The sequence below is a fragment of the Brevibacterium sp. Z349TD_9 genome (genome assembly GCF_056173565.1).
In genome coordinates this window covers 3,544,065-3,561,428 of record NZ_CM149680.1, presented here as the reverse complement: position 1 = coordinate 3,561,428, position 17,364 = coordinate 3,544,065, and the positions used below count along the sequence as shown (strand labels likewise).

At 70.2% G+C, this 17,364-nt stretch carries 14 protein-coding genes; 8 read left to right on the top strand and 6 right to left on the bottom strand.

What is annotated here, in order from left to right; all coding sequences use genetic code 11:
• The first annotated feature begins 1 nt into the window (after position 1).
• The 7 genes from AC0VYB_RS16425 to AC0VYB_RS16395 all read left to right on the top strand — a co-directional run bounded on the left by AC0VYB_RS16425 (position 2) and on the right by AC0VYB_RS16395 (position 7,738).
• Positions 2–1,042, top strand: a complete 1,041-nt coding sequence (locus AC0VYB_RS16425; RefSeq protein ID WP_082834893.1) for a sugar transferase — start codon at positions 2–4, stop codon at positions 1,040–1,042.
• Positions 1,039–2,223 (top strand): DegT/DnrJ/EryC1/StrS family aminotransferase, encoded by a 1,185-nt coding sequence (locus AC0VYB_RS16420; RefSeq protein ID WP_193338478.1) that lies wholly within the window; start codon positions 1,039–1,041, stop codon positions 2,221–2,223. Before AC0VYB_RS16425 ends, AC0VYB_RS16420 begins: the two co-directional genes overlap by 4 nt.
• A 136-nt stretch (positions 2,224–2,359) precedes the next feature.
• Positions 2,360–3,961 carry a tyrosine-protein kinase domain-containing protein gene (locus tag AC0VYB_RS16415; RefSeq protein ID WP_259801123.1) on the top strand — a complete coding sequence of 534 codons (1,602 nt, stop codon included), beginning with the start codon at positions 2,360–2,362 and terminating at the stop codon, positions 3,959–3,961.
• A complete protein-coding gene (locus AC0VYB_RS16410; protein WP_193338476.1) occupies positions 3,958–5,022 on the top strand; it encodes a glycosyltransferase in 1,065 nt (354 codons plus the stop codon). Before AC0VYB_RS16415 ends, AC0VYB_RS16410 begins: the two co-directional genes overlap by 4 nt.
• A complete protein-coding gene (locus AC0VYB_RS16405) occupies positions 5,019–6,038 on the top strand; it encodes a glycosyltransferase family 2 protein (RefSeq protein WP_193338475.1) in 1,020 nt (339 codons plus the stop codon). The genes AC0VYB_RS16410 and AC0VYB_RS16405 overlap by 4 nt, the downstream gene beginning before the upstream one ends.
• The gene (locus AC0VYB_RS16400; RefSeq protein ID WP_063249620.1) at positions 6,035–6,637 is read left to right on the top strand and encodes an arsenate reductase/protein-tyrosine-phosphatase family protein; all 603 of its coding nucleotides are present in this window, start codon (positions 6,035–6,037) and stop codon (positions 6,635–6,637) included. Before AC0VYB_RS16405 ends, AC0VYB_RS16400 begins: the two co-directional genes overlap by 4 nt.
• Positions 6,638–6,640: 3 nt before the next feature.
• A complete protein-coding gene (locus AC0VYB_RS16395) occupies positions 6,641–7,738 on the top strand; it encodes an EpsG family protein (protein ID WP_119296677.1) in 1,098 nt (365 codons plus the stop codon).
• Positions 7,739–7,754: 16 nt separating this feature from the next.
• On the opposite strand, the gene AC0VYB_RS16390 is transcribed toward AC0VYB_RS16395, so the two are convergent.
• The 3 genes from AC0VYB_RS16390 to AC0VYB_RS16380 form a co-directional block, all read right to left on the bottom strand.
• Complete coding sequence (locus tag AC0VYB_RS16390) at positions 7,755–8,801, bottom strand: polysaccharide pyruvyl transferase family protein (protein WP_193338474.1); 1,047 nt, start codon at positions 8,799–8,801, stop codon at positions 7,755–7,757.
• Complete coding sequence (locus AC0VYB_RS16385) at positions 8,798–10,033, bottom strand: lipopolysaccharide biosynthesis protein (protein WP_259801121.1); 1,236 nt, start codon at positions 10,031–10,033, stop codon at positions 8,798–8,800. Before AC0VYB_RS16385 ends, AC0VYB_RS16390 begins: the two co-directional genes overlap by 4 nt.
• Positions 10,034–10,150: 117 nt before the next feature.
• Positions 10,151–11,353 (bottom strand): lipid II:glycine glycyltransferase FemX, encoded by a 1,203-nt coding sequence (locus tag AC0VYB_RS16380; protein WP_193338472.1) that lies wholly within the window; start codon positions 11,351–11,353, stop codon positions 10,151–10,153.
• A gap of 229 nt (positions 11,354–11,582) precedes the next feature.
• Between AC0VYB_RS16380 and AC0VYB_RS16375 the strand changes: the two genes are divergently transcribed.
• Positions 11,583–13,898 carry a helix-turn-helix transcriptional regulator gene (locus AC0VYB_RS16375; protein ID WP_227007144.1) on the top strand — a complete coding sequence of 772 codons (2,316 nt, stop codon included), beginning with the start codon at positions 11,583–11,585 and terminating at the stop codon, positions 13,896–13,898.
• A gap of 138 nt (positions 13,899–14,036) precedes the next feature.
• On the opposite strand, the gene AC0VYB_RS16370 is transcribed toward AC0VYB_RS16375, so the two are convergent.
• From AC0VYB_RS16370 to AC0VYB_RS16360, 3 genes are read right to left on the bottom strand one after another with little or no spacing between them, the layout of a single operon-like run.
• Positions 14,037–15,743: an ABC transporter permease gene (locus AC0VYB_RS16370; RefSeq protein ID WP_193338470.1), complete on the bottom strand. Its 1,707-nt coding sequence runs from the start codon at positions 15,741–15,743 to the stop codon at positions 14,037–14,039.
• Complete coding sequence (locus AC0VYB_RS16365; protein WP_193338469.1) at positions 15,740–16,675, bottom strand: ABC transporter ATP-binding protein; 936 nt, start codon at positions 16,673–16,675, stop codon at positions 15,740–15,742. The genes AC0VYB_RS16370 and AC0VYB_RS16365 overlap by 4 nt, the downstream gene beginning before the upstream one ends.
• Positions 16,672–17,328, bottom strand: a complete 657-nt coding sequence (locus tag AC0VYB_RS16360) for a TetR/AcrR family transcriptional regulator (protein WP_009378802.1) — start codon at positions 17,326–17,328, stop codon at positions 16,672–16,674. The genes AC0VYB_RS16365 and AC0VYB_RS16360 overlap by 4 nt, the downstream gene beginning before the upstream one ends.
• Positions 17,329–17,364: the final 36 nt, after the last annotated feature.

Genomic DNA, 17,364 nt, shown 5'->3' with positions numbered 1-17,364 from the left:
GATGGCCTATCCTCATCTCAAACGCGCCATCGACGTCACCGGAGCGGCCTTCGGGCTACTCGTCCTCGCTCCCGTCATCGCCGTCGTCGCCGGTCTCGTCCTCGTCGCCCACGGTGCCCCGGTGATCTTCACCCAGGAGCGGGTCACCGAGGGCAACCGGATCTTCCGCCTGAAGAAGTTCCGCAGCATGCGACCGCTCGACCCGGGACGCGGATGGACGGACGACTCGGCTCGACTCACCGCTCTCGGTCGCTTCATCCGGGCGACGAGCCTCGACGAGCTGCCGAGCCTGTGGAACATCCTCGTCGGGGACATGAGCCTCATCGGACCCCGACCCCTGACGACCGAGTACCTCCCCCTCTACACGCCCGAACAGTCCCGACGGCACGCCGTCCGCGGCGGACTGAGCGGACTCGCCCAGGTCAGCGGCCGCAACGCACTGTCCTGGGACGAGCGGTTCGACCTCGACGTCGAGTACGTCGAGACGATGAGCCTGCGCACCGATCTGCGGATCCTCGTGCGCACCGTGCTCACGGTCTTCCGCCGCGACGGCGTCAGCCATCCCGGGAGTGCGACGATGATCAGCTTCGGAGGCAGCATGCGCTCGGACCTCATCGAGTTCGAGCAGATCGCCCGCACCCGGGAGCTCACCCAGTGGATGGCGCGGACCCGAAGCGGCGAACGCGTCGGCCTGTGCGAGATGGTCGGCACCGGCGACGCGGCTCGGATCATCCGCTTCCTCCCCGATCCGACCCATTCCGCGCTCGAGGACGATGAGCACGAGTCGCTGTGCCGCGAAGTGCTGCGTCTGCTGCTCAACCGGGTCCGGGCGACCGACGCCGACTATGCCTTCTGCCCCGCTTCGACGGCCGCCGGCGCGCCCCACCTCTACCTCGCCTCCGGCTTCCGGCCCATCACCGACCCGCGCGGGACCGTGCCGCTTCCGCACCCCGCGTCGCCCGCACGCGCGGGCGAGGAATACCTCTGCTGCGCACTGCGGACCGAAACCCACCCGACCACCGAACTGAGGATGGCGTCATGACGATCTCCGATGCCGAATCGACCACCGAGACCCGGACACCCGAGATCGGGCGGATCCCGCTGTCCACCCCCGACGTGGGAGCACTCGAGGAGGAGTACCTGCTCAGCGCCTTCCGCAGTGGGTGGATCGCTCCCACAGGCCCCGATCTCACGGCCTTCGAAGCGGAGCTCGCCGCCACCGTCGGCGTCCGGCACGCGGTGGGACTGTCGTCGGGAACCGCTGCCCTCCACCTCGGACTCCTCGGTCTCGGGGTCCGACCGGGCGACCGGGTGCTGACCTCGACGATGACGTTCGCCGCGACGGCGAACGCGATCACCTACTGCGGGGCGGAACCGGAGTTCATCGACTGCCGATCCGACGGGAACATGGACCCGGCGCTGCTCCACGACGCCCTCCGCACAGCCGCCAGCCGGGGACGCCTGCCCGCCGCCGTCGTCCCCGTCGACCTGCTCGGACGGCCCGCCGACTACGACCGGATCCTGCCGATCGCCGCGGAGTTCGGCGTCCCCGTCCTCGTCGACGCCGCCGAATCGCTGGGCTCGCTCCACTCCGGTCGGGCGACGGCGAGCATGGGACAGGCGGCAGCGGTGTCCTTCAACGGCAACAAGATCATGACGACCTCAGGTGGAGGAGCGCTGCTCACCGACGACGGCGACCTCGCCGCGTACGCGTCCTACCTCTCCGCCCAGGCGCGGCAGCCGGTGGCCCACTACGAGCACACCGAGGTCGGGTTCAACTACCGTCTGAGCAACCTCCTCGCCGCCATCGGCAGGGCCCAGCTCACCCGTCTCGAATCGATGATCGTCCGCAGGCAGGCGAACCGGGCCGCCTACCTCGAGCTCTTCGCAGGGACCGAGGGCATCGCGCTCTTCGGTGCGGACAATCCGCACCCGGACAACGCGTGGCTGACCGCCGTGCTCATCGACGACGAGGTCACCGGCTTCAGCGCCGAGGAGCTGGGCAAGCGGCTGGCCGACCATGACATCGAGACCCGCCCGCTGTGGAAGCCGATGCACCTCCAGCCGGTGTTCACAGGCTGCGTCATGCACGGCGGAGAGACCGCGGAGGCCCTCTACGCGACCGGCCTCACCCTGCCCAGCGGCTCCGCGCTGAGCCCGAGCCAACTCGATCGGGTCCTCTCCGTCATCGCCGAGGTCCTCTGCGGAGGGCCGCACCGGTGATGCGGCAGCCCGTACCCTCAGGACCGGTCGGCGGTGCCGACCGGGTCCGCGTGCCTAGCCTGGAACGAAGGCAGTCACCACGCCCCACCCGCGCTGCGATCCCGATCCGCAGTCGCCGACCCGAGTGGAACGAGACATGAGACTCAAGGAATTCCTTCGCATCATGAGGCGCAACGTCGCCCTCATCATCATCGCGACCCTCCTCGGAGGAGCAGTCGGCCTCGCCTACGCCCTGCTCAGACCGACGACCTACACCTCGCAGACCGAGATGTTCGCGTCGGTCTCGACGTCCGGCGACCCGTATCAGATGCAGATGGCGTCGAACTTCATCCTCGAGCGGATCCAGACCTATGTCGACATGGCGGGGTCCCGCCCCGTCCTCGAACCGGTCATCGACCGACTCGACCTCGACGTCACCCCCGAGGAGCTCGACTCCCAGGTGACGGCGTTCAGCGACCCGCGCACGGTGCTCATCACCGTCGAGGCGACAGCGGCCACGCCGCAGGACGCCGCCGAACTCTCCGATGCCGTGGCCGAGAGCCTCGTCACGGTCATCGACGACGTCGAGAACCAGGGCGATGACGGGACGGGTCAGATCCAGCTGCGGGTCTCCAACCCTGCGGTGCCGGCAGCGCAGGCGGACGGCCTGCCGCTGTGGATGTGCGTCGGACTCGGACTGCCCGTCGGTCTCGCCGTCGGGCTCGGCATCGCGCTGCTGCGGACGAACCTCGACGGCCGCCTGCGGGCCAAGGAGGACCTCGAACCGATCACCTCGGCGCCGGTGCTCGCCGCGATCCCCGCAGACGCACGGATCGCCGAGGAGCCCCTCATCAGCGACATGGGCCTCGACAACGCTCGCGGGGAGGCGTTCCGGCGGCTGCGGACCAACCTCGGATTCGCCCAGGTCGACGACACGAACCCGGCGGTGCTCATCACCTCGGCCAAGGCCCAGGAGGGCAAGTCGTCGACGAGCATCAACCTCGCCATCTCCCTCGCCCAGGCGGGCAGTCGGGTCGCCCTCGTCGACGTCGACCTCCGACAGCCCACGGTGGCCGACAAGCTCGGACTCGAGAACTCCGCGGGCCTGACCACCGCCCTGCTCGGATCCGCCGACGTCTCCGAACTCCTCCAGCCCTGGGGACAGGACGAGCTCTACGTCCTCACCGCCGGCATGATGCCGCCGAATCCCGCAGAACTCCTTGACTCGCGTGCGATGGGCACGCTCATCACCCGCCTGAGCGGCGAATTCGACTTCGTCATCCTCGACGGCCCGCCGCTCCTTCCCGTGGCCGACTCCCTCACACTGTCCAAGTACGTCGGCAGGGTGCTCCTCGTCGCCAGCGTCGGCGAGGTCAGGATCAGCGAACTGCAGGAGGCGCTGCGGAGTCTCGATGTGCTCGACGTTCCGGTCAACCTCGTCCTCAACCGGGTGCCGAGGTCGTCGGCGGAGACGAGCGGCTACTACCAGGTGTACTCGAGCAGGTCCCAGGATGTGCCGCCGCGGCACCGCCGCGGCTCCGGCTCACCGCTGTCCGACGACGCCGGCGCCGGAGGCTCCGACCTCTCCGACGACGGTTCGGAGGCGACCGCCGATCGGCTCCGGCCCCGGCGGGGTTCGGGACCCACGGTCCCGACCGTGTGGCCGCTTCCCGAGGACGCGACCGAACCCGGGCGGTTCGGCCACTCCGACGCCCTGACGAGGCGTGAGAGCCTCGCGCAGGGAAGAAGGCTGTCGTGAGGATCGGCCTGCTCGCCAGCGTCGGGCACATGGTCGATTCGTTCTTCCCCGAGATCATCGAGACGTGGACGGCCGCAGGGCATTCGGTGTCCGTCGCCGCTGGGACGCCGACCGCGGACGGGGACAGCGTCGTCATCTCCGGTCTCGGCAGGCGCCCCGGCCCGGGCGCCGTGACCGCGTGGGCGGGACTGCGCAGATGGGTTCGCAGCGAACGCCTCGACGTCGTCGTGACCAACTCGGCGACCGCCTCGGCGCTGGTGCGCACCGCACGACTCGAGGTCCCCGTCGTCTACTTCTGCCACGGTCTGCACTGGAACACCGGCACCGAACTCGGCGACCGGGTGTGGCAGCAGGTCGAGCACGCCCTGCTGCGCCGCACCGCCGGGGTCATCGCCATCAACTCCGACGACCATGCCTGGTTCGGGCAGCGGTTCGACCCCCAGCGGCTGCTGCGCCTGCGCTCGGGTGTCGGCCTCGACCTCGAGAGGTACCGCTACGGTGAGCCGCTGCCGCAGTCCGCGGACGACCGACTCGAACTCGTGTGGATCGGGGAGTTCAGTGCCCGGAAGCGACCGAACCTCGCCCTCGACGTCGTGCTCGGGCTGGAGTCCCGGGGAGTCGACGTGCATCTGCGGATGATCGGAGACGGCGACCTTCGGTCGGCGACCCGCGAACGCATCCGGCGGCTCGGACTCAGCGGACGCGTCACCGCGGACGGGCCCGGCTCCGTGGTCGATGCGCTCACCCACAGCCACGGCCTCCTCCACACCTCCGCATGGGAGGGTCTGCCGCGGGTCATGCTCGAGGCCGTCGCCGTGGGGCGGCGCGCGTACGCCTTCGACGTCAAAGGCGTCCGGGACGTCCCCGAGGCGGTGCTCGCCGCCGACGGCGACGCCGGTGCGCTCGCCGCGGCCGTCCACGCCGACTGGGCCTCGGGCCGGATGACTGCCCCGCTCGACTTCGATCGGGCCGACCTCGACTACCGTCTCACCGGCGACGCCGTGCGCTCCTTCCTCGAAGGGCTCACCGACCGGCGCACCGCAGGTCAGGGTGTGCGATGACGGGCAGGGAGGCCATGGTCTCGGTCATCGTCCCCGTCTACAACGGGGCGTCGAATCTGCGGTCGACGGTCGCATCGGTGCTCGCCCAGCGCTACTGCAGCTTCGAGCTCATCCTCGTCGACGACGGATCGACTGACTCCTCGGGAGCGCTCATCGACGGCCTCGCCGAGGCGGATGCCCGGATCCGTGCCCTGCACCAGCCCAACCAGGGGGTCTCCGCAGCCCGCAACCGTGGAATCGAGGAGGCGACGGGCGACTGGGTCGTCTTCCTCGACGCCGACGATCAGCTCGTCGACCCGCTGCTCTTCGACGCCGTCGTCCGCGCCGGTGCCGACGACGCCGACATCGTCTGCTTCGCCTCGAGTGACGACCCGGCGCTCGGCACGGCAGCGGGGTCGCGGACCACCGACCTCCGCCTCCGGGCGAGTCTGTCCGAGAGCAGCGACGTGCGCCTCGACGAGCACACCGTGGCGCGGATGATCGCCGATGAGTCGGCGAACGCCGTCTGGGACAAGGCCTACCGCCGCACGGTCATCGAGGCCGGAGCTGTGCGCTTCGTCGACGGCATCAGGATGGGCGAGGACCTCCTCTTCAACCTCGCGTGCATCGACCGCGCCGAGGTGGTGCGCACGGTGCCGATCCTCGGGCACTGGTACCGCCGGAACAGCGCCGGTTCGGCCACCGCGCGGTATCTGCCCGACAAGTTCGCCGACCTCACCGAGGTCGGTCGTCGCCTCGAGGAGTGGGCGCAGAGCACGACCTCGCCCGACATCATCGCGGCGGTCGAGTTCATCAGGGCTAAGAACGTCTTCTCGTGCATGTGCGACCTCCATCGCCCCGACTGCGAGATCCCCCGTGACCAGAGACTGGCGGTCGCGAAGAGGTATCGGGTGCAGGTGCCCTCGGTCAGGGTGCGCGGCCTGGGCGCGGGCAGGCGTCTGCTCAGCTCCGCCTACAACCTCCTCGGCTACCGGACGATGTACCGCGTCACCGGGCTCGTGGGCGGCCTGCGATGACGGGCAGCTGGGAGATCGACGTCGCACCGTTCCGCATCCTCGCCGTGTGCACGGGCAACATCTGCCGATCGCCGTTGGTCGAGCAGCTCCTCCAGCGCGGCCTCGACCAGATCGCGCCGATGCAGTTCGCGGTCTCGAGCGCCGGCACGAACGCGATGGCCGATGACACCGTGCCCCCGGAGATCGCGCGGATCGCCGATCGGCACGGGTTCACCCTCGAGGGGTTCCGGGCCGAACGACTCGACCCGCGGCACATCCGCGACGCCGACCTCGTCCTCACGATGGAGCGGGCCCAGCGGTCGATGGTCGTCCAGATGGCGCCCGGTGCGCTCAAGCGCACGTTCACCCTCAGGGAGTTCGCCCGCATCCTTCCCCTCGTGCCACCCGAGGACAGCTCCTCGCCGATCGAGCGATGGCAGTCCGTCGCCGCCCTCGCCCAGCGCTACCGTCGGCGGGCTCCCGGGGACGGGGGAGACGACGACGTCGTCGATCCCATCGGCCGGTCCGAGGCCGTCCACCAGACCATGCTCGACGAGATGCTGCCGGCGATCACCACTCTCATCGAGTGGGAACGCCGCCTGGGCCGGATCGGAGCGTAAGCGATGTTCCTCGTCTCGTGGTTCGGGCTCGTGACCCTGTGGATCGTCGGCTTCTGTCTCGTCGGGGAGGCCTCGAAGTTCCGGCATTGGAGCAATGCCGTGTTTCCGGTGGCCTCGCTGGCGACGATCATCGTTCTCGCTGCGGCCCCGGCGAACTACGACGTCGTCGACAAGACCCGCTACGCCGTCGAGTTCGAGACGATGAGCTTCGCCGAACCCGGAGAGGTCTTCGACACCACGGTGACCGACGGGAGGGAGCCGGCGTTTCTGCTCGTGAACTGGCTCATCGGCTCCTTCACCCATGACGCGGACGTGTACTTCCTCATCGTCGCCGCCTTCTGTGCGATCATGCTCACGATCGCCCTGTGGATGATCCTCGGGTCCGGGTGGCAGACGGCCGTCGTCCTCTACGTGACCGTGTGCTTCGGATTCTTCCTCGACTATTCGAGCTTCCTCGTCCGTCAGGGCCTGTCGATCTCGTTCCTCTTCCTCGGTCTGGCGCTCGTCCTCCGCAATGCCAGGGTCGTCTGGATCCTCGTCGTCCTCGGACTCGGTCTCCTCTTCCACTGGTCGGCCATCGCGCCTGCGATCGTCATCCTCGTGGTCAGGCTGGTGCGCCTGCGCACGGACATCCTCCTCGGGGCGTGGGTGATCTTCAGCATCGCCTACTTCACGGGCCTCAACGCCCGCCTGGCCGGTCCTCTGGGCTCGGGCATCGAACAGATCGAGGTCTACTCCGACTCCGAGCTCGCGCGGTCGTATTCCGGCGGCACGAACCGGCCCATCTTCTGGCTCCTGAGCGCAGGGCCGCTGTTCGTTGCCTACGCCGCCGTGAAGAGGCGCCTGGCCCATCTTCCGGAGTGGTATCCGAAGCTGCTCAACGCCTTCATCCTCCTCAACTGCTACTTCCTCGCGCTGGGTTTCGTCTACTTCAGCGACCGGCTGGCGGCGTTCTCGTGGTCGCTCATCCCCGTCCTCGTATCGGTGCCCGTCCTCAGGTACACGGGGCGGTTCCACACGGTGCTCAGCCTCGCACTCCTCGTCGCCTTCGGAGCCTGGGCACTCTACTTCGGATCGTTCGGGACCCTGCTCAACCGCTGATCGCCTCCGCGACCTCTCACCCGTCGGCGCGTGTGTAGGTGCGCAGCGCGCGCTCGCGGTACTCGGCCGGCGTCCGACTCCACACCGCTGCGCGGCCTTGTTCGGGACCGTGGTCGGCGACGGCGAGGGTCGGCGAGAGCTCGGCGAAGCCCGAGACGAGGAAGCCGTCGCTGAGCCCGATGTCGCGGGCGAACGCACCGCACTTCTCGTGGTGGTCGACGATCGCGAAGGGGACGCCGAGGAGGTACGCGGCGATCGCTCCGTGCAGGCGCTGAGTCCAGACCAGGGCGGATGACCTGAGCACGGCGATGACCCCTTCGATCCCGATGTCGCCGTAGTCGAGGACGCGGACCTGCGCTCCCTTGGCGTGCAGGCGCGCGGCGACGGCATTCGCGGCGTCGAGATCGCCGAGGCGGGGGTGGGAGTTGAGCGCGAGCACGGTGATCTCGCCGTCGTGCGCGCCGAGCGCTGTGGCCACGTCCTCAGCGAGGTCGGCAGCCGGCACGTTCGCGGCTCTGGAGGGACAGATCGTGATGCGCCCCTCCTGGGTTCGACCGGTCCGTCCCCGTCCGGGAGCGAACCGGCGGTTGAGGGCTGCGAGGTCGCCGCCGAACTCCGCGCGGCCGTCGAGTCGCTGCAGCGATTCCTCGTCGCGAACGACGACCCTGTCGAATCCGCGCAGGGCGCGAACCACGTCTCGGCCGTCGACGGGCGAGGAGAACGGACCGACCGACACCCCCAGCGCCTCGAAGGAATGGCGGGGGAAGAAGCGGGAGCGCAGTGCTGCGGTGCCCGAGAGGTCGGAGAAGACGGATCCTCCGCAGTAGGCGAAGGCATCGGACCACACAGCCCCGTGCACGGCGGTGCGCAGTCGGCGGACGCGGGAGGCCGGCGAGGGCTCCGACAGGTTCGCCCGCCGGCCCTCGAACACTCGCACTCTGCTGTCGGGCCACATCAGTGAGGCCCGATCCACGCAGGTCTCCCGGAAGAGGTCATCGCCGAAGTTCCCCCACCCGAAGTAGCCGAGGAGCTGAACCCTGGCCGGCGCATCGACGCGTGTCATGACATCCCCGCTCTCTGTCTGAGCGTCGGCGCCTGAGCGAACGGCTCGGGGCGCGAGAGGGCGTCGGCGCCGACGTACCTGGCGGTCGCACCGACGAGCACTGCCAGGCATCCGGCTTCGACGGGACCGAGCCCGAGGGCCCCTCCGGCGGCACCAGCCGCCGCGACGACGACGATCGACCCCGCCCCGACGATCGTCATCACCCAGTACCGGTTGAGCACGAGGTGGAGCGAGGAGAGGAGATAGGTCGGCAGTACGATCACTGCGGCGAGTGAGAGGAAGAGCACCGAGAGGCGGCTGATGTCGAAGGTGGGCCCGTAGACGAGGGCGAGGAGCTGCGGCCCGATGACGACGGCGAGGCCGACCAGGGGTGCGAGGACGGCCATCGACACGACGCTGTTCCGGCGGATCGACTGACGGAGCAGGGCAGGGCCCGATGCCTCGAACCGACGGCGGAAGTCCGCGAGGAGGGTGATCTGCACCGAGGCGCCGAGGAGGTTGGCGAAGGTGACGAGGTACGCCGCGCTCGAGTAGACGCCGATGTCCGCGGTGGTGCCGAGCCAGCCGACGATGGCGATCGGCAGATACGTGAGGATCGATTGGATTCCCTGGGACAGCGCCAGCGGCGATCCGTGTCGGAGCAGGCAGCGGAACTCGTCGCTCAACGGCGTCCCTCCGGTGTCGTCGACGGCAGCGGTCAGCCGGCGCCCGAGCAGGACCGTCGCCGCCGCACCGGCAAGGGCGACCACAGCCGCCGCGGCGACGGCGACTTCGACCGAACTCCCCAGAGCCATGATCACCGTCGTCACGGCGACGGTGGCGAGAGCATCGACGATGAGGAGGACACCGAAGGTCCGGAGGCGTTCGGCGCGCTGGAGTCGAGCGAAATACAGGTCGGCGATCGAGTTCGCGATCTTGATGACGAGAACCGCCGTGCCGATCACCCACGCGGTCTCGGGTACGACTGCGAAGAGGACGACTGCGGCGAGGCCGCTCGCGATGACCATCCCCGCGGTGCGCACTGCGAGGTAGACAGGCCATCGCACGCTCGTCTGCAGGGTGATGTAGAGATTCCGCAGACCCAGTTGGGCGATGACGAACAGAGGAGTCATGAAGGCGACGAGCGACGAGTACACGCCGACGGCCTGGGGGCCCGCGTGCCTGGCGAAGAGCCAGATGAGGTACCACTGCGCCGTGGCGACCATGATGTTGCCCACGGTCACGAGGAGCATGGATCCGCGCCTACCGGCCATGTCCCTCCCCTCCGAAGTCGCTCGTCGCCGGGCACGGCGATGACCCGGTTGCGGAAACCCGCACCCTGCCTGCGGATACGCTCGTCGGATCGGCTGTCATCCGGCCGACCTCCGACCGCCCGCGGCGGCACCTGTGCGGATCGGAGTCGGAATCGACCACGTCCATGGGCGCGCCTGCAGGCGGGCGCGCAGAGGCAGCAGCCGGGCGAAGGCGGCGTAGACGAGCGGCTGCAGCGGACGGTCCCAGACGCCGAGGCATTCGTGGGCGTCGGCGCCCATGCCGGCTTTGAAGCGGATGAGGCCGGTGGCGTGAACGTCCTCGTCGAGGGTGTCCTCGACCCCGCCGAGGTCGAGGATCTCCGCCCCGTCGGCGATGGCGCGGCGGATGATCGTCCAGTAGGCGGCGTTCGACGCACGCGTCTCCGGCTTCGCCGCGCTCGTCGCCGCGAGCACCCCCTGCACCCGCCGCCCGATGCGCGCCGTGGCGTTCGCGGCGATCGCGGTGCCCTCGTGGCGGGCGATGTCGAGGGCGAAGCCGCCGGGGAAGTCCCGGCTCATCGCCTCCCAGATCGCATCGATGTGGCTGCGCGGCTGCGGGGCGAACCCGTTCCGCTCGGCCGTTTCGACGAAGAGACGGTGGACGTCGCCGAGGTCGTCGCGCCCTCCCGGGGTCACCTCGACCCCCTCCCGCGCCGACCGGCGGATGTTCTTCCGCCAGGCCTTCGTCATCCTTGCCTGCACGGCCTCCTCGGTGAGCCCGTCGAGGCGGAGGTGGAAGTTCAGGTGCGGCTGGCTGGCGTCCGCCTCGGCGTCGTCGATGACCTCACGCCATCCGGCCTCCCGCAGCGCGGCCGCGAGATCGAGCGCGCTCCGGGAGACGTCGTCGGGCGGCAGCTGGGAGAACCGGGTGATCCCCGGGTCGGCGGCGCCGGCCCGCACGGTCTCGGCGTCCCACCGCCGCAGGGTCAGGGCGGGGGAGATGCGCAGGCCGAAGACGCGCCGGGTGCGCAGATGGGCCTCGAGAGCGGTGAGGAGGTCGAGAGCCTCCGGTGCAGACCAGTCGATGAGCGGTCCCTGCGGGATGTAGGCGAAGCGCAGATCGACCCCGGGCAGGCGACGGTACCGGATGACGGCGGCGGCGACCGGCTGGTTCCCGGAGTCGAACCAGCCGACGAGTTCGTGGTCCCAGTCGGCGCTGCGGACCCGGCTCCATTCCGAGGTCTGCTGGTAGCTGGCGCCGTCGGTGCGGTCGAGGAATCCGCGGAACTCGTCAGGGCGGATCGTGCGAACGGTGTGCATGGTCTTCAGCGTACGGCCGGCTGAGAGGCCGCTTCTACGCTCGGATGGCCGCCTTTCGCCGACCCGCACAACCCTGACGGCTTCCCGCAGGCTGTCGCGGATGCGCCGTCCGCGCAAGTCTGCCTGCCCGAGAATGATTCCACTGCTCCGGGTCGGTAAGCGATCGGTCCGGAGCCGCGACGGGGACGCATGCCCTCGTCCGTGCTGTGGATCGGAGAGAGGGACCGTGATGTACGTCGATGTGCGCGACACTGGTTCGCCCCGCCGAGGTGGAGGTCTGGAGAAGATGGTCTCGATTGCCGACTCCGGTCAGGACGAAGGGTCCGACCGGACGACTGCGGACTTCGCCGACGCCCTCGGCGTCGCCGACCAGGAGTTCGCTGCCGAGCTCCTCTCCGCCAGCGGCGGCGACCTCGTCCTCGGACGCACCGCCGTCGAAGCGGCTGCGAGCGCGGACTTCGCCGTCGACCTCAGCTCCCGCAGCTTCGCCGACTACGTCGCCTCGCTCGCTCCCGCCCCGGCGCTCGACCTGAGCACGGCCGATGTCTGGGTCGCCAGAGTGCTCGCGCACCTGAGCTCGTTCACGGAGCAGACCGCGCTGCTCGCGCTCACCTCCGTCCCCGCCGGCGTCGAGACGGAGCTCTGGGACGCCGAGGGGGTGCTCATGCGCCTGCGCATGGCCGGCGTCATCGTCGCCGACGGGGAATCAGGCGGCCGACGGTACCTGCGCGTGCCGCCGCTGCTCGCCGCCGCCTTCCGCCGCGACGTCGCTCCCACGGAGGAGGAAGGCCTCATCAGCCGGCTCGTCGCCGTGCTCAACGACCACCTCGAAAGCGCCGAGGCGGTCGAACCGGCCATCCTCTCCGACGTCCTCACCCTCGCCCGCCGGGCCGGACTCTGGCACGACCTCGTCCGCCTCTCGGAGTCGATCGGTCTGCCGATGTTCCTCCTCACCCCCGCCTCGGCGTGCATGGCCTTCGCCGGACTGCCCGCCGAGGCGCTGCGTGCGGAACCCGAGCTCGGACTCCTCTCACGGCTGGCCGAGGACGTCCTCGGCCGCCTCGGCGGGGGAGTCGGCGAAGGGACGATCAGGGAGGAGGAGCTGCGCGAGGCCGTCGCCGCCGAGACCCGGCAGGGGCGGATGCGGGAGCTCTTCGTCTCGTCCGGGACGGCGGCGGGTGTGCGCCCCGACGGTGAGTCGGAGAGCGGGGAGGCGCCGGCGGACGGCCGCCTGGTGCCGGAGAGCGATGCGGCGACGCCGCTCGAGACGATCCGGGCGATCGCCGAGCTCGCGGCGGCCGGGCGGCATGCCGAGGCCGTCGAGCTCGGGCTCTCCGCCAGGGTGCGCCCGGGCGCGCGGCGCGCCCAGCTGACCATCCGTCTGCTCACGGCGATCAGCGCCGTCCACGACAGTCGGCTCTCGAAGGCGCTGTCGATCCTCCACGACGTCGAGGGCCAGGCGAGCGTCCGCCACGTCGACGGGGACTTCCTCCTCCCCGCGGCCCTCGCATGGTCGGCGCTCGCCGCGGCCACGGGCGCCGACCACGAACGCGCCGACCGTCTCCTCGCCCGCCTCGCGGGACAGCCTCCGACGCTCGTCGACGACATGGTCCATCCCGCGTGGAGCGCGGCCGCCGCGGTGCGCGCCCTCGACCGCCTCAACCTCGAGGGGGCGCGGAGGAGGATCGACGACCTCGCCGCCGCCCCACAGGGCTGGGGCCTGCAGGCCATCGTCCCCGTGCTCGGGCGGATCCTCGCCGTGCTCTCGGCGACGACGGAGTCGGCGCTGCTCTTCGCCAACGACGAGGTCGAGACCCACGGTGAGTTCCCGATCCCCTCGGAGACGGAGAGGGACCTGCTCTGCGCGAGCCGCAGCCTCATCTTCATCGCCCTCGGCCAGCTGCGATGGGCGGAGGTCGAACTCGACCAGATGTCGGCGGACTCCGCGATCCGCGTGGTCCAGAGCGTGCGGGTCGAACTCGTCGCCGGCCGCGTCGAAAGCGCGATCGCGCTCGCCGACACGTGGTTCTACCATCGGATGCTCACGCCGTCGGGCCGCGCCGACCTCGCCGCGCTCAAGGCGGCTGCCCTGAGCCGACTGGGACGCGACGCCGAGGCGGTGGCCGAGCTGCGCACGGCGATCGGGCTCTCGGCCTGGGTGAGCTCCCTGCTGCCCCTGGCCCTGCTCCCGTGGCACGACCGGATCCGGCTCCTCGACCTCAGCGCCGACGACCCCGCGTGGGACGGGGCGCTCGAGACCTTCTCCGGCGACTTCGCGACCCGCGACGCCCTCTTCGCACGGCTGCGGGACGTCGGGACGATCACCGTGAGCGAGACGTCGATGCCGCAGCTGAGCGACCCCGAGACGCGGCTGCTCACGCTGCTCGCGTCCGGGCTGACGATCGCGGAGATCTCGACCGAGCTCCATCAGGTGCCCGGAACGGTGAAGAACCGGCTCTCGGCCCTCTACCGCAAGTTCGGGGTCTCGAGTCGCGCCGAGGTCGTCGCCCGCGCGAGCTCGCTCGGATTCGTCACCCCGAGTTGAGCCGCGCCAGACCGACCGGTCGCAGCGGCCGCGGCGGTCCCGCCGAGCTGAGCCGCGGGTGCCCGCAGGAACGGAGACGGCCGCGGCGCGGGAGTGACTCCCGCACCGCGGCCGGTCGTGCGCTGACGTGGCGCAGTCCTACGCCGTGATGAGGTTGCGGCGGCGGAAGCCCGCGGCCCCGATCACCGTGAGGAGGACGGCGGCCCCGGTGAGCCAGGCCATCGCGAGCGGTTCGAGATCGACCGAGGGGTACTGGCCGATGTGGACGAACAGCGAGAGGTCGAGGATCGCTTCGTCGAGGTCGAGCATCCCGCCGAAGAGCGCGAGCACGGCACCGAGGGCGAAGACGACCCACACCACGCCCTGCAGTCGCGGTGCGAGACCGTAGAGGGCGTAGACGATCCCGAGCAGCACCCACACGGCTGGCGTCTGTGCGACGTGGCCGACGAACGACGGCCAGAGGAGGTCCCAGTCGCCGGTCGAGGCCGTAGCCCCGACACCCTCACCGAGGCCGGCGAGGCCCATGAGCAGCAGCGAGCCGAGGAAGGTCACCGCCGCCCACGCAAGCATCCAACCGGGACGGCTGACGCCGGTCGCGAGCACGGGCTCGGTGCGGTAGGCCTGCTCCTCGCTGCGCAGCCCGGAGGCGGAGAGGATCGCGAAGACGGCGACGATGATCGTGAAGTAGAGCGCCATGTACCCGAGGTAGCCGTCGACGATGCCGTCGGCCCCGCCCATGATCGCGAGGATCTCCGGCGGCATGCCCTCGGCGCCCTCGGCCATCGGCGAGGTGAACGAGCCGAAGATGACGCCCATGGCGAGGATGCCGACCGACCACCAGATGAGGCTCGAGCGCTGCAGGCGCAGGGCGAGGGCGAACGGCGAGCTCAGCGCCTTCGAGGCCTCCGGCCGCCCGAGGCGATCGGGAAGGATGCCCGCGGCGAGGTCGCGCCGCGACTGGAGGGTGAGCGCGAGGGCGACGAGGAGGACGAAGAATCCTGCGCTCAGCCACAGCGGCCACCACCGGTCGAGGGTGAATGGCGCGGTCTGCTGCGCCCAGCCGAGCGGGGACAGCCACGACAGCCAGTCGAGGTCCCCGTCCTGGACGGCGGACATGTCGCCGAGGCCGCGGACGATGAAGAACGCGGCGAGGACGGCCCCGGCGATACCCGAGCAGGCCCGGGCGAACGCGGAGAGCTGCGCGGTCACGGCCGCGACCCCGGCGAAGACGACGCCGACGGAGCCGACGCTGACGCCGAAGAGCAGCGCCGAGGAGAACGGGCGCGGCTCGGCCTGCGAGAAGTAGAACGCCGCGGCCATGCCGAGGCTCGTCAGAGCGCTCATGAGCACGGCGAGGACGAGGGCGGCGATGAGCTGCGTGTGCCGGCCGGTGACGTTGGCGCGGATGAGCTCGGCACGCCCCGTCTGCTCTTCGCTGCGGGTGTGGCGGGAGATCGTGAGGATCCCCATGAGGGCCGCGCCGAGCATGAGGAAGACGCCGTACATGCCGACGACGAACCGCGGCACCGTGATGTCGTCGAAGCCGTAGCCGGGGCCGGTGATGATGCCCATGACCGGGTTCTGCGCGAAGACCATCATCGACTCGAGGGACGACCCCTCGAGGACGACGGCGATGGCGTTGGCGAAGTACGCGGTCATCACGGTGAGACCGAGCACCCACAGGGGAAGCCGGAGGCGGTCACGACGGAGCATGAAGCGCAGCATCGTGCCCAGGCCCGAGAGGTTCGACCCCGATTCGGCCCGGTGGGCCGGATGGTCGCGGTGCGCGGGCGTGCGCTTGTCCGCACGAGGGTCGTCGGCGGCGAGCAGACGGGTGGTGGTCATGACTCCTCCGTTCCGTAGTGGCGCAGCAGCAGCTGCTCGAGCGTCGGCGGGGTGGCCGTGAGCGACTCGATGTCGTGTTCGCCGAGTGCCCGCATGATGCCGGGCAGCTGCGCGGTGTCGGCGCTGAAGTGCAGCTGGCGTCCCTCGCGGACGAGGTCGTGGACGCCGGACATCCTCGTCAGCTCGGGGATGTCCTTGACGACCTGCACGGTCACCGTCGTGCGCGAGAGGTGCCGGAGATCGGCGAGCGCACCGCTCTCGACGATCCTGCCCGCCCGGATGATCGAGACCCGGTCCGCGAGCGCCTCGACCTGGGCGAGGATGTGGCTCGAGAGGAGCACGGTGCGCCCCTGCTCCTTCGCCTCCCGGATGCACTCCTGGAAGACGGCCTCCATGAGCGGGTCGAGACCCGCCGTGGGCTCGTCGAGGAGGAGGAGCTCGACGTTCGAGGCGAGCGCGGAGATGAGCGCGACCTTCTGCCGGTTGCCCTTCGAATACGTCCGCCCCTTCTTCCTGGGATCGAGGTCGAAGCGCTCGATGAGCTCGTCGCGCCTGCGCTCGTCGACCCCGCCGCGCAGCCGCGAGAAGAGGTCGATCGCCTCCCCGCCGGTCAGACCCGGCCAGAGTTCGACATCGCCGGGAACGTAGGCGAGGCGCCGGTGCAGCGACACGGCCTGCGACCACGGATCCTCGCCGAGGAGGCGGACCCGGCCGCGGTCGTGGCGGAGGATCCCGAGGAGGATCCGGATCGTCGTCGACTTCCCGGCGCCGTTGGGGCCGAGGAAGCCGTGGACCTCGCCTCGGTCGACGGTGAGGTCGAGGCCGTCGAGGGCGCGCACGCGTCCGTAGCTCTTGACCACGTGGTCGAGTTCGATGGCCGCCGAGGAGGTGCCCGGTGAGCGGTCGCGCGCGGTCGTCGTCGTCATCGTCATGGTGTGTCATCTCCCTTGGTCGGAGTGTCGGGGGTCTGGTCGGGAACGGAGTCGAGGACGCCGTTCTGGTAGAGGTCGAGCAGGTGCGGGGCGATGCGGGTCATCGTCTCGGCGATGTCGCCGGTGCCGAGGTTGGACTCGAGGCGCTGTGCGAGCATCGCCGGGGCGAGCGCCATGACGGCGAGGGTGGCCGCCTGGCCGTGCGGGTCGTCGCTGCGTCGGAAGCTGTAGCCGGCGAAGCCGTCGGCGAGATAGGACTCGACGAGGTCGACGTAGTGGTCGAAGTAGCGCTGGCCGTGGGGGCTGGGGTCGAGGAGAGATTTGAGGAGGTATTCGACGGCAGTCGTCATCACCGGGTCGTCGAACATCATCTGCATGGCCATCACCGCGTACTGGGCGTTCTCGGCCTTCTTCTCGGTGATGAGCGCGAAGACGTGGTCGTCGCACGCGGTGCGCAGCCCCTCCTTCGACCCGAAGTGGTGGATGACGAGTCCGGGGGAGACGCCGGCGGCCGCGGCGATCGCGCGCACCGTCGTCTTCGCGAACCCGTGGGCGGCGAACTCTCTGACGGCCGCGTCGAGGATCCTCTGCGCGGTCTCGGGAGACGAATTGGGGGAGCGGCCGGGCTCCTTCTGCGGGCTGGTTGAACGCATGTTTAATATTAAACGCATGTTCAATCGTGCTGTCAA